The sequence below is a fragment of the Bacterioplanoides pacificum genome (assembly GCF_042648445.1).
GTDB classification, from domain to species: domain Bacteria; phylum Pseudomonadota; class Gammaproteobacteria; order Pseudomonadales; family Oceanobacteraceae; genus Bacterioplanoides; species Bacterioplanoides pacificum.
Genome location: NZ_JBHRYB010000016.1, coordinates 77,819 through 89,711 on the forward strand (window position 1 = coordinate 77,819; position 11,893 = coordinate 89,711).

Consider the following 11,893-nt stretch of genomic DNA (forward strand, 5'->3'; position numbering starts at 1 on the left):
CGCCGGCTCAGAAGCGCTCTGAACCGCTTGGTTCAAAGCGCTCAACGCCATTCATTTTCAGGCGAAAATCCGAAATGTCTTTCATCACCACCTGACGGGCGCGATTAATACCACCCAGGGGGCGGTGCGCCTCAATACCATGCCAGGGATTAAACGAAATATTTTCACAGAACTGCTTCTGTGCTTCGGAAGTAAAGGTCTGGGAGGGTATATCAATCCGGGCAATATGGATCAGTGGCGATTGTTGTTCATCCCAGCGGTAGAGTGCATTTTCCACCGGATTTTTAACCGGGTCCTGCTGGCGCTGAATATAAAAGTCCAGGCAGCCGCTGCTCTGTTTAAGTTGTTGCGCCAGATTTTCTGCCAGATAGTCATCCGACTCCGTTATGCGGCCGCTGTTTGTCGTGCAGCTGCGTAATGCATAACGCACCACCTGAGGATAAATCAGGTTGCCATCACTGTTTGCTTTGGGGTAGCCCAGTGCAAAAGGCACCACGCTGTTCCATTGGACATCCAGTGGATTGTTATACGTTTTTGCACCGCGGAAAATGTTCCAGGCGCCACGTGGATGGGTGGCAAGAAACCATAATCTTGAGCCGTTAAAGTTGGCGTCAAAAAAATCGAAAAACTGCTGTGGATTCGCGGCAAAAAACGCATCGTGGCCGAGGAATAAAAAATCCTGAGTAAAGTGTTCGTCACCGGGTTCCGGTAGCCGGGTTCCCTGAGTTACGTTGCTCAGTTTCATCGCCAGACCACGGAAATCTTTTTCTTTATCGCTGGTAATTTCTTCTACTGAATTAGAAAAACGCATCCAGAGCGGATATTGCGCCTCCGGCTGAAATACACCAACGCGGTAGGCGGGTGCGATATCACTGTTGACGGTAAAGCGACCACGGATACAACCATTGTCTTTGGGGTGGGTATCACGCAGAATTTTTTCATCCTGGTAGACGTCGCTCAGGTGATCGATCAGCAGGGTGCTGATATTCCGGATGATCTGGTCTTCAGCGGCGGGTTTTAATTCCTGCCCCAGCGCCAGCTCGGGAATGTCGCTGCAGGCGGTTAAAGTCAGTGCTGACAACAATGCCAGCGGCAGGGTAACTGCCTTCATGAGCAAATCCTTTTGTTGGCCGGTATACGCTGTATTCGACCACAGCTGCGCGCCGCTGACCAGTCCCGATCATGGTGTGATTCGCGTTTCCGGCTACGGTTGTTTCAGCTGTGACTGACGCTGGCCGGCAATCGCCCGGGTGTGCAGGCTTTCTCCGCCGCGCAGCAGCCGCAGATCGATGCTGTCGCCGGGACGCAGCGCAGCAATCTGATTCATTGCCCGGCGGGCGTTAGCGGCGTCCTGATCGTTAATCATGGTCAGGATATCACCAATCGCCAGGCCGGCTTGTTCGGCCGGACCCGCGGGATAAATGCCGGTAACAATTAATCCGCGCAGTGCATCCGGTAGCTGCAGCTGGTGCAATAATGCCGGGGTCGCTTCCTGTACTTCAATGCCCAGCCAGCCACGGATGGTGGTGCCGTGGGTAATCAGGTCGGTTAATACCCGCACGGCGGTTTCGGCCGGGATGGCAAAACCAATGCCTTCGCTGCCGCCGGACTGTGAATAAATAGCGGCGTTAATGCCCACCAGTTCACCATAGGCATTAATCAGTGCACCACCTGAGTTACCCGGGTTAATAGCGGCATCCGTCTGGATATAATTTTCGTAGGTATTTAATCCCAGCTGATTACGGCCAATCGCAGAAATAATGCCCATCGTCACCGTCTGGCCGACACCAAACGGATTACCGATGGCCAGTACCACATCCCCGACACTCTGGCTGCGCTCCGACGCCAGAGTAATCACCGGAATATCCGGCAGTTCAATTTTTAACAGTGCGAGATCCACTTCACTGTCGCTGCCAACCAGCATGGCGTTGGCTTCGCGACCATCGCGTAATGCCACAACAATTTCGTCGGCGCTGCGAATGACATGATGATTGGTTAATACATAACCCTCAGCCGCGACAATCACACCGGAGCCCAGGCTGGATTTCATTCGTTGCTGATGGTCGGGGGCTTTTTGCAGAAACTGATTAAACTGCGGATCGTCAAAGATAGGGTGGTGTTTACGTTTGACCGTCTGGCGGGTGTAAATATTCACCACCGCAGGAGCCGCCGCATCGACAGCAGCAGCGTAGCTGACTTTGCCGCTGTCGCTGGCAGACTGGCCACTTTGTTGTAACGTGATGGCTGTCGCCGGGTTGAGTCTGGCGGGCTGAATCCAGCCGGGAGCCCACTGCAGAATAGCCAGCGCGGTGACCAGGCCGGTTAATACCGGTACAACTAAGCGCTTCAGCGTGGCGGACAATGGCTGCATTTGCCTGACTTCCTTAAACAACTCTAAAATGGCCCAATCAGATTCAGAGGTACAGGATTATGGATCGTCGTCAGCTAATCAAGCATCTCGACACACTATTGCAGAGCGCCCGTATTCGCGATTATTGCCCCAATGGCCTGCAGGTGCAGGGCAGCGAGCAGGTGCGCCATATTATTACCGGTGTTACCGCCAGTCAGGCACTGATTGATATCGCCATTGAGCGGGGCGCGGACACCATATTGGTACACCACGGTTATTTCTGGAAAGGTGAGGATGAACGTCTGCTGGGGATTAAAAAAGAGCGGCTGAAGGCGCTGCTGGTGAACGACATCAACCTGATTGCCTATCACCTGCCACTCGATGTTCACCCGGTGTATGGCAACAATGTGCAGCTGGCTGATGTGCTGGGTTTGGCGGTGGATGGCCCGATTGACGAAAATGATCCGGCTAAACCCGGCAATATCGGTCGTTTACCAAGACCGATGAGCGGCAAAGAATTCCGCGACTGGATTACTCATTGTCTGCAGCGCGAGCCACTGCATATCGGTGAAGACGAAGATATGATCGAAACCATCGCCTGGTGTACCGGCGGAGCTCAGGGCTATTTACAGACTGCGATTGATGCCGGTGTGGATGCTTATTTAACCGGTGAAATTAATGAACCGGCGGTTCACCTGGCGCGTGAAACCGGCACACACTTCTACAGCGCCGGACATCACGCCACCGAACGTTATGGTGCTAAATCGCTGGGGGAATACCTGGCGCAGGAGTTCGCCATTAAGGTGGAATTTGTCGATGTGGATAACCCGGTTTAACTGGCGGCCAGTGCGCTGGCCGATTCACTTGGCTGGCGAACCAGTTCACGCATATCGTCAAACACTTTAATAACAATATAAGGCGCGGTGTTGGAGTTATACGCCAGCACCGTTCTTTTAATATAGTTCCATTTGCGTTGCAGCTGGCGCTGTTCCGCAAAGTTTTCGTTTAATAACTGTTGCGCATCCGCCACTCTTTGTTCGATGGTTTTGTGTGACAGGCTGACGCCATAACCGCCAACGGTGGAGTTGGCGAATTTCATATAATGCACCAGAATCTGTTCCAGCTCGACCTGTAATTTTACGGCGGGGCTGGAGTAATTTTGTGCTGTCAGTTTGCTGATTTTTTCCTGCAGCTCGAGGGTTAATAAACTCCAGCTGGCTTCCAGTGTCATGTCCACTCCTTCGAAAGAGCGGTGGGTATTTTGTTCAATAAAATCTTCAGCCTGATGCCAGAGCTTATGAATATCCGGATGTTGGCCTTCGATATGGGTTAACAGCTCGCTGCCCCGACTGAGGTTTTGCTCCGCCCGTTGCAGGTAATCCTGCTGGCCTTCAAAAAAGATAAAAGCACCAAAGGATGATGATAAGCGATAGGATAATAACTCCAGTTGTTCCAGCGTCTGATCAGCCAGGCTTTTAGTAGATAGCAATAAACATATAACAACAAAAAACACGCGCATATCAGTTTCCTTATCACTGCTGGAAAAAGCTTTCAGCTATTATTGAGGAATAAATTAGGGGATAAAAGCTCTGTGGCACGGTATATCGGGCCATCTTTATAACTGTTGTGGCGTATCGATATCACGCAGGATACCGGGGTCATCCAGTGGCAGGCTAATCACCTGCTGATGATATTGTTGTAACAACCGGCGGGCACCCGTGTCGCCGCGGCACTGCATCAGTTGCCAGCCATAACGGCGGGAAAAAACGACCGGGTTGCCAGGTTGCGGCTGGCCGTCGGGAGTCGCACGATAGCAGGGGCGGATAATCTGTCCCGGACTGACGGCGGCAGCAATTTTGTGGTAACTCAGCGGTGTGATCCAGGGCATATCGGCCAGTGCAATCAGCCAGTTATGCCAGTGCTGACAACAACGCACACCGTAGGCCAGACTATGACCCATCCCCAGGTGAGCGTCAGGGCACACGCCCCAGTCGACCCGTAAGCGGGTCAGCCGACTGGCCAGTTGTTCATCGCCACGGTGTAATACAACAAAAACCGGTAAGCGGGCCAGGCGAATATGTCCCAGTGTCTGGAATAACACCTGATCCGAATCGGAATACAGTGATTTCTGGCGCAGGCTGGCAATACGTTTATCGCTGCCAAAGCGCTGGCTCTGGCCAGCGGCCAGCAATACAACACCGGTTGTCATGGGTGTTCCTTAACAGAGAGCCGGAAAATCACCCTAGCACGGCTGTTTAAGAGTCGCCAAGTTTGCCGGCCAATCACCGGCGCCGGTGTCTGATCACGTCGGCCATAATCGACAGAGCAATTTCATACGGCGTTTTACTGCCAATATCGACACCGATCGGAGCGTGTAATCGGTTGATTGCCGTTTGGCTCAGGCCCAGCTCCCGCAAACGTAAACGGCGTTTTTCTGAGGTACTGAGTGATCCCATTGCACCAACATAAAAAGCGTTGCTGTTGAGCGCTTCCAGCATGGCCATATCATCGACCCGTGGATCGTGGGCCAGGGCAATAATAGCGCAGTGTGAATCGTAAAAAGCGTCGCCAATCAGGTCGTCGGGCATAGCCCGGACCACCCTGACTCCCGGCATCTCCCAGCCCTGTAAAAATTCATCGCGGAAATCACACAGGGTGACTTCAAATTCCAGTTCACATGCCATACTGGCGACACAGCGTGCCACTTCACCGGCGCCAACCATTAATAATTTATCCTGTGGCCGTAAGGCATGTACAACGGTGTTGTTCGTTCGCTGAATATCGGTGTCGGGTAATAACTGAGCCTCAATAATACTCAGCTCACCGTTACCACCACGACCTCTGCTACTACCACCATCGCTGAGCTGAATCCGGCGGCCAATATGGAGGCGTTGTTTTAACGGGTTAACCAGTTGCTGAAAATGGTGTTGCTGGTTTTGACCGACTTTTTCCAGTAATACATCCAGATGACCACCACAGGGAAGTTGCAGGCGCTGCTGTTCTGCACCGGAGCCGCCGTAGCGAATTATGTCCGGCAGTGTGGTCTCTGGGTATTGATCGTTGGCCAGCTGTTGCAGCAATTCCTGTTCGATACAGCCGCCCGACAGCGAGCCGACGATGCCTTTCTCCGGGTGGTATATCATCAGCGAGCCGACCGGGCGCGGCGATGAGCCATAGGTTTCCAGTACAGTGGCGAGCCAGGGTTCGAGGCCCTGTTCCAGCCAGTGCAGAAGTTGTTGTAATACGTGCCAGTTACTGCCGTTCATGGTTTTAATCGCTAAGACGCTGATGTCTCAGTCGCGTCATTAATCTCATGACACGCTGCCAGTACGTCCCTGTAAGCTCGTCCGCAGCATCCCTGCTGCCGAAGGTCATTCTGATTAACGACGCTACCGATCCGGGTTATTCAACACTGTGCCAGTCTGACTGGGCAGCAAGGTCGTATGTTAATAAGGCGACCTTCCATGGCATGGATGCCATGGCAGAGCCTACATGGATGTATTCACGGCGTGTCGCCATTAATTTACGATCTTGCTGCCTGCTTCAGAGCCTAGCTGTTTAATTCCAGCGGTAAACTGTAAAACCGTTGCCCGGTTTTACGGCTGATGGCGTTGGCGACGGCGGCAGCCAGCGGCGGCACTCCGGGTTCTCCAACACCGGTGGGTGATTCATCGCTGTCGATAATGTGCACATCAATTTGTGGTGATTGTGGCATGCGCAGCAACTGATAATCGTGGAAATTGGTTTGTTGTGGCTCGCCATTTTTAATGCTGATTTTGCCGTACAGCGCTGCGGTTAACGCAAAAATAATCCCGCCTTCCATTTGTGCGGTTACGGTATCCGGGTTGACCACCTGGCCACAGTCGACCACACAGACGACACGTTTCACCTGAATATTACCGTCTTTAACCGCAACGTCGGCAATTTCGGCGACCCAGGTACCAAACGATTTATGCAGTGCCACTCCCTGACTGCAACCGGGCAGTGGGGTTCCCCAGCTGGCTTTTTCAGCAGCCAGCTTCAGTACCCGTGTGGCGCGTGGATTATTTTTTAATAAGTTTAAGCGGAAATTAACCGGGTCGGTTTGTTGTCTGGCTGCCAGCTGATCGATAAAGGTTTCGGTAATAAAACCATTGTGGGAATAACCAACACTACGCCAGTTACCGACCAGAATGCCGGAATCGGATTTTTTATAATCGACGGAAATATTATCGAATTCATACGGCAGGTGATTGGCGCCTTCAAAAATCGAACCGTCTGCCGGGGCAATAATGCCTTCCCCCAGCTTGCCGGCACTTTCTAACATGCCAAACATAAATTTCGGCATAAACGGGTACTGTGCCGGAGCAGCCTCGCCAACAAAATAATCAAACACACCGGAGCCGGCCATCTGATGGCGCCAGCCGCTGATTTTACCTTGCTGGTCGACCGTGGCCGTTAACTGGTGGTAACTGGAAGGGCGATAAAAATCACGCTGGGTATCTTCTTCTCGCGACCAGATCAGTTTTACCGGTTGTTGCAAACGATCGGAAATGGCGGCGGCTTCGGCAACAAAATCGTTATTAATGCGGCGGCCAAAACCACCACCAATAAAGGTGACATTCACTTTTATATCGTCGAGTGAATAACGGCTGGCTTTGGCAGCCGCCACTCTGGCCATATCCGGCCCCTGAGTTGGTGCCCAGATTTCTAAGCCGTCTTCGCGCGCCCAGGCGGTGCAGTTTTGTGGCTCAAGTGTGGCGTGGGCCAGAAACGGCATTTTATATTCAGCCCGGATGGTGTCGGCGGCATTGTCCAGCGCAGCATTAATGTCGCCCTGATCACGAACATTGTTTCCGCTGTCGGCGGCCATATCCGCCTGATACTGGGCAAAAATACTGTCGTCGCTGACCTGAGTTAATTCGCTGTTGTGCCATTCAACGGTTAATTGTTGTTGTGCTTTACGGGCCTGCCAGTAACTGTTTGCCACCACCGCAACACCGGCGCTGCCCGGGACCTCAATGGCAAAGACATCGACGACGCCCGGGACTTTGCGTGCGTTGCTGTCATCGAAGCTTTTCAGCTCGCTGTCCCAGCGTGCCGCACGGCTGACCACGGCGTACAACATGCCCGGCAATTGGGTATCGATACCAAAGTCAGCACTGCCGGTGGCCTTTTTTTCGGCATCCAGGCGTTTGTTATATTTGCCGATCACTTTAAAGTCGGCTTTATCTTTCAGTGGAATATCCGACGGCAGCGAATAAGTTGCGGCAATGGCAGCCAGCTGTCCGAAACTGATTTTGTTTGCGGTGGTTTTATTCACCACATGTCCGAGCTCGGCATAACACAAATCCGGGCTGATGCCCCAGGTTGTGGCGGCAGCCTGAATCAGCATCATGCGGGTGGCGGCGCCACACTCACGGATAATCTGCCAGCTGCTGGCGACACTGGTGCTGCCACCGGTGATCTGAATGCCATAAATGGTGTTGCGGTATACCGAATCAACACCGGCAAAACTGACCTGCACCACTTCCGGGTCGACTTCCAGCTCTTCCGCCAGTAACGATGTCATCCCGGTGTAGGTGCCCTGGCCCATCTCGGTGCGATCGAGTACAAAATGAATACTGTTGTCACTGTCGATGCGTAACCAGGCGTTAGCATCCCAGCCCTGACTGCCGTTATCACGGTTGATACCGCCGTTCTTTAACGTACTGCAGGCCGGCAGGGCGATGGTCATTAGCAGGCCGCCACCCGTCACTGATGACGCCTTGAGGAAGGTGCGGCGATCCAGCGCCGGAGTGTTATCAGCCATGGGTCAGCTCCTTAAACAGATCGCTGTTACGGTCTGCCGACAGCTGGCCGGCGGCGTGTTTGATCGCTTTTTTAATTCGTGGGTAAGTACCGCAGCGGCAGATATTGCCACTCATGGCGTTATCGATATCGGCATCGCTGGGGTTCGGGTTATCGCGCAATAAGGCGCTGGCCGACATAATCTGTCCCGACTGACAATAACCACACTGGGGCACATTGTGCTCGACCCAGGCCTGTTGCACTGTGCTCAGATTACCGCTGCTGCCAATCCCTTCGATGGTGGTGATTTGCTGACCTGCTACTGCCGCCAGCGGGGTAATGCAGCTGCGGATCGGGCTGCCATTGAGGTGCATAGTGCAGGCGCCACATAAGCCGGCGCCACAGCCAAACTTACTGCCTGTGAGGTTCAGGTAGTCGCGTACCACCCACAACAGCGGTGTGTCCGCCTCAACATCCAGCGTATGGCGTACGCCGTTTACGGTTAGCTCAATCATCCGGCACCTGTGATTATTAGTCTAAGTGACTCAAGGTTACCAACGAATGCGGGAACAGGTAAAGGGACTTTTCTGCTAATATCGCCGCCAGACATTCAACAGCAGTAACAGCCAGGCAGATTGTTCAGGTGGCAAAAAAATATTACGTGGTGTGGGCCGGTCATGAGCCGGGTATTTACAGCGACTGGCCAACGGCTAAGCGTCAGGTCGATGGTTTTGCCGGTGCCCGTTATAAGTCGTTCAGCAGTGAAGCCGAAGCCCTGGCAGCGTTTGGCCGTCCGGCAACGGTTAAAAGTGCCGCGCCGGCTGGTAAAACTCAGCGCAAAAGCGCCGGACGCAGCACGGCCAAAGCGGAAACTTTCAGCACTGATTTCACCTTCTATTGCGACGGTGGCTGTGAGCCGAATCCGGGCAAAGCCGGTTCCGGCATCGCGATTTACCGCAACGATCAGTTGATCCAGTTGTGGTATGGCATGTTTAATCCAAACGGTACCAATAATTCCGCAGAACTGAATGCTTTGTATCAGTCGTTGTTGCTGGCGGAAAAAGTGATCGCGCAGGGAAAAACAGCCGAAGTACGCTGCGATTCTATGTATTCGATCCAGTGCATCCGTGACTGGGCACCGGGCTGGGAAAAACGTGGCTGGAAACGCAAAGATGGAGAAATTCAGAATCTGGAAATTATTAAACAGGCTTATGCCTTGTTTAATAAAATCAAACACACGCTGATTTTGTCCCATGTTAAAGCCCACGCTGGTACCGAAGGCAATGAACTGGCTGATCGTATGACCATGGTGGCGGTAGATCGGAAAAAACCGGACTGGCACAAATACGAAACCCGCGACGATGGCAGCTTTGATATTGCGGCGTTATTAAAAATGCGTGCGGGTTAATCGGATAAACCAGAGAAGCATTACAGCATTTATTTTTCGACACGCGGTAAATACATCCATGTACGCTCGACTGCCGCGTCCTTGCGGCAGACGGTCGAAAAACAAACGCTATAATTCTTCTCTTTGTGGTCAGAGCTGACCGGAAGTGAGAAAAAATATGACAGTATTTCGTCCCTGTATTGATCTTCACCAGGGTAAAGTAAAACAAATTGTTGGTGGCAGCCTGAACGATCAGGGTGCGGAGACCAATTTCGTCAGTGACCACGATGCCGCTTATTACGCGAGCCTGTACCGGCAGCACGATTTACGCGGTGGTCATGTGATTGCGCTGGGCCCGGGCAATAAAGAGGAAGCGTTAAAAGCGCTGGCCGCCTGGCCTCAGGGGTTGCAGTTTGGTGGTGGGGTAAACCAGAGCAATGCGGCGGAATTTCTCCAGGCCGGTGCGTCACATGTGATTGTTACCTCTTATCTATTTGATCAGGGTGAGTTCAGCTGGCAACGGCTGGAGCAGCTGAAAAAAGAAACCGGAAAACAACGGTTAATTCTCGATTTAAGTTGCCGCCGTACAGAAACTGGCTGGAACATCGCCACCGACCGCTGGCAGACCGTGACCTCGACCCAGGTTAATGGCGAAAATCTGGCCGAGCTGGCCAATCATTGTGATGAATTCCTGATACATGCGGCCGACGTGGAAGGTCTGCAGGCCGGTATTGATGAACAACTGGTAACACTGCTGGGTCAGCATGCCACCCTTCCGGTGACGTATGCCGGTGGTGCCCGCTCGCTGGATGACTTAAAGCGGGTTCATGAGTTATCCAACGGCAAGGTGGATCTAACCATCGGCAGTGCACTGGATATTTTTGGTGGCAAAGGCGTGACGCTGGAGCAATGTCTGCAGTGGAATGCCCAGACATAAAAAAACGGCAAGCGCCGGCTGGCATTTGCCGTTCTGAAAAGGTCACGGTTATTTATTCAGCATAGAGACCAGATCGCTCAGGTCGTCCATTTTAGTCAGGATCGACTGAGTGATGTCATCGACGGCCTCGGCCTGCAGCCCGAGGTCGTCGAGCACATATTGTTCCGGCAATTCTGACGGACCATCACCAAAGCCATGGCGTCGTAATGAGCGGGTAGCGACATACAGCAGCTGAGCGTATGCCGCATGCTCTCCGCTGAACGCCGGATTATGCTGCTGACGTAATGCGGTCACCAGTTCTTCCGGCATGCGCCATTGTTGCATCAGGCAGCCGGACACCTGTTCGCGGGTCATCCCCAGCAGGTGGCGCTCGATATAAAAACGGTTGATATGGGGGTTGGCTTCAATATGGCGATTGACCAGCGAAAACTGCGGCGGAAAAACATGCCCCAGCACCAGAAAGCCAAAGTTATGCAGCAGGCCACATAAATACGCCAGGCCGTGATCCGGACGCTGGCGTGCCGGAATCAGGCGAACCAGTTCACCACATAAAGTGGCAGTTACCACCGCCTGTTGCCAGAAGGGGGCGTAACCGTGCGGTCCTTCTTTGGGGACCGCCAGAGTGCGGCCTAATGCCAGTCCCAGTGCCAGGTTGATGACCAGATCAAAACCCAAAACCCGTAATACCGCATCTTCGACGGTTTTGATTTCACCGCGCACGCCGTAATAAGGCGAACGGGCCCAGCTGACCACCTGAGCCGACATGCCAGGGTCGAGCTCCACCGCCTGAGCCAGGCTGACGGTATCAGCATTCGGGTCGACCCTCAGGTCGATAATCCGCCGTGCAGTTTCCGGCAGTGGTGGCAGATCGAGGGTTTCTTCCAGCCGCTGTTTGATGCGCATCGGAGTAAACTGACGAATGGCTGCGTGAACGTCGTCGAGGTCCTGTTCGCTGTCGTTATGGTGAATATCGCCGGCCAGCGGTGCGGTGAAGTTGCCCACATGTGAGCTGGTGGTCAGGTTGCGGAATTTATCGGTCGGAATTTTCAGCCATTCGTGTTCTGCACCGGATACGATAAACAGTTCACTTTCATTCAGCAGTGACTCATCCACCATGGAATCCAGTCCGGTGACTTGTGGCAGTGCCGGAAAATCGTCGAGGCCGTACTGATTTCTCAGGTGTTGTAATTCAGCGGCCGACAGTGCGGTAAACTGGCGGCCAAAACGATGGGCCAGTAGGTTCAGGTCGAGCAACCGGTTACCCGGTATCACCACCTGGACTTTACCATCCTGATCTTTCAGGAATACAACGTTGGCCACCTTTGATGAGTAGGAGGCCGGAGGATTACTTTGCATAAGCTGGTTTATTTCATCGTCGTCGGTCAGTGAATAAGGCACGTGCCAATCATCCAGTACTTTCATGACTGTGGCGGGTATAGCCATATCAAAA

The 11,893-nt window shown here is 53.1% G+C and carries 11 protein-coding genes; 3 read left to right on the top strand and 8 right to left on the bottom strand.

Annotated elements, in window-relative coordinates; genetic code table 11:
- Positions 1-7: 7 nt before the first annotated feature.
- Both ACFOMG_RS16305 and ACFOMG_RS16310 read right to left on the bottom strand, forming a co-directional pair.
- Entirely contained in the window at positions 8-1,111 is a 1,104-nt protein-coding gene (locus ACFOMG_RS16305) for a hypothetical protein (protein WP_376868215.1), read from the bottom strand.
- A gap of 93 nt (positions 1,112-1,204) precedes the next feature.
- Complete coding sequence (locus ACFOMG_RS16310) at positions 1,205-2,371, bottom strand: S1C family serine protease (protein ID WP_376868217.1); 1,167 nt, start codon at positions 2,369-2,371, stop codon at positions 1,205-1,207.
- Positions 2,372-2,430: 59 nt separating this feature from the next.
- Here ACFOMG_RS16310 and ACFOMG_RS16315 point away from each other — a divergent pair, with 59 nt between their 5' ends.
- Complete coding sequence (locus ACFOMG_RS16315; RefSeq protein ID WP_376868219.1) at positions 2,431-3,186, top strand: Nif3-like dinuclear metal center hexameric protein; 756 nt, start codon at positions 2,431-2,433, stop codon at positions 3,184-3,186.
- Here the strand turns inward: ACFOMG_RS16315 and ACFOMG_RS16320 are convergent.
- From ACFOMG_RS16320 to ACFOMG_RS16340, 5 genes are all read right to left on the bottom strand, one after another.
- Complete coding sequence (locus ACFOMG_RS16320) at positions 3,183-3,869, bottom strand: hypothetical protein (RefSeq protein ID WP_376868221.1); 687 nt, start codon at positions 3,867-3,869, stop codon at positions 3,183-3,185. The genes ACFOMG_RS16315 and ACFOMG_RS16320 overlap by 4 nt on opposite strands.
- Positions 3,870-3,965: 96 nt before the next feature.
- Complete coding sequence (locus ACFOMG_RS16325; RefSeq protein ID WP_376868222.1) at positions 3,966-4,559, bottom strand: nucleotidyltransferase family protein; 594 nt, start codon at positions 4,557-4,559, stop codon at positions 3,966-3,968.
- Positions 4,560-4,632: 73 nt separating this feature from the next.
- Entirely contained in the window at positions 4,633-5,616 is a 984-nt protein-coding gene (locus tag ACFOMG_RS16330; protein WP_376868224.1) for an XdhC family protein, read from the bottom strand.
- A 284-nt stretch (positions 5,617-5,900) separates the two neighbouring features.
- The gene (locus ACFOMG_RS16335; protein ID WP_376868226.1) at positions 5,901-8,141 is read right to left on the bottom strand and encodes a xanthine dehydrogenase family protein molybdopterin-binding subunit; all 2,241 of its coding nucleotides are present in this window, start codon (positions 8,139-8,141) and stop codon (positions 5,901-5,903) included.
- Complete coding sequence (locus ACFOMG_RS16340) at positions 8,134-8,634, bottom strand: (2Fe-2S)-binding protein (protein WP_376868228.1); 501 nt, start codon at positions 8,632-8,634, stop codon at positions 8,134-8,136. Before ACFOMG_RS16340 ends, ACFOMG_RS16335 begins: the two co-directional genes overlap by 8 nt.
- A 128-nt stretch (positions 8,635-8,762) precedes the next feature.
- On the opposite strand from ACFOMG_RS16340, the gene ACFOMG_RS16345 reads away from it, so the two are divergent.
- Entirely contained in the window at positions 8,763-9,527 is a 765-nt protein-coding gene (locus tag ACFOMG_RS16345) for a ribonuclease H family protein (RefSeq protein WP_376868229.1), read from the top strand.
- A 157-nt stretch (positions 9,528-9,684) separates the two neighbouring features.
- Entirely contained in the window at positions 9,685-10,443 is a 759-nt protein-coding gene (gene hisA, locus ACFOMG_RS16350) for a phosphoribosylformimino-5-aminoimidazole carboxamide ribotide isomerase (RefSeq protein WP_376868230.1), read from the top strand.
- A gap of 48 nt (positions 10,444-10,491) precedes the next feature.
- Here the strand turns inward: hisA and ACFOMG_RS16355 are convergent, their stop codons facing one another.
- On the bottom strand, positions 10,492-11,886 hold the full coding sequence (locus ACFOMG_RS16355) for an aminoacyl-tRNA deacylase and HDOD domain-containing protein (RefSeq protein ID WP_376868232.1): 1,395 nt from the start codon (positions 11,884-11,886) through the stop codon (positions 10,492-10,494).
- Positions 11,887-11,893: the final 7 nt, after the last annotated feature.

What these genes read in the sequence shown, in the direction of transcription:
- ACFOMG_RS16310 (WP_376868217.1), bottom strand. Translation starts at nt 2,371, where the DNA reads ATGCAGCCATTGTCCGCCACGCTGAAGCGCTTAGTTGTACCGGTATTA.
- ACFOMG_RS16340 (WP_376868228.1), bottom strand. Translation starts at nt 8,634, where the DNA reads ATGATTGAGCTAACCGTAAACGGCGTACGCCATACGCTGGATGTTGAG.
- hisA (WP_376868230.1), top strand. Translation starts at nt 9,685, where the DNA reads ATGACAGTATTTCGTCCCTGTATTGATCTTCACCAGGGTAAAGTAAAA.
- ACFOMG_RS16320 (WP_376868221.1), bottom strand. Translation starts at nt 3,869, where the DNA reads ATGCGCGTGTTTTTTGTTGTTATATGTTTATTGCTATCTACTAAAAGC.
- ACFOMG_RS16315 (WP_376868219.1), top strand. Translation starts at nt 2,431, where the DNA reads ATGGATCGTCGTCAGCTAATCAAGCATCTCGACACACTATTGCAGAGC.
- ACFOMG_RS16305 (WP_376868215.1), bottom strand. Translation starts at nt 1,111, where the DNA reads ATGAAGGCAGTTACCCTGCCGCTGGCATTGTTGTCAGCACTGACTTTA.
- ACFOMG_RS16355 (WP_376868232.1), bottom strand. Translation starts at nt 11,886, where the DNA reads ATGGCTATACCCGCCACAGTCATGAAAGTACTGGATGATTGGCACGTG.
- ACFOMG_RS16335 (WP_376868226.1), bottom strand. Translation starts at nt 8,141, where the DNA reads ATGGCTGATAACACTCCGGCGCTGGATCGCCGCACCTTCCTCAAGGCG.
- ACFOMG_RS16325 (WP_376868222.1), bottom strand. Translation starts at nt 4,559, where the DNA reads ATGACAACCGGTGTTGTATTGCTGGCCGCTGGCCAGAGCCAGCGCTTT.
- ACFOMG_RS16330 (WP_376868224.1), bottom strand. Translation starts at nt 5,616, where the DNA reads ATGAACGGCAGTAACTGGCACGTATTACAACAACTTCTGCACTGGCTG.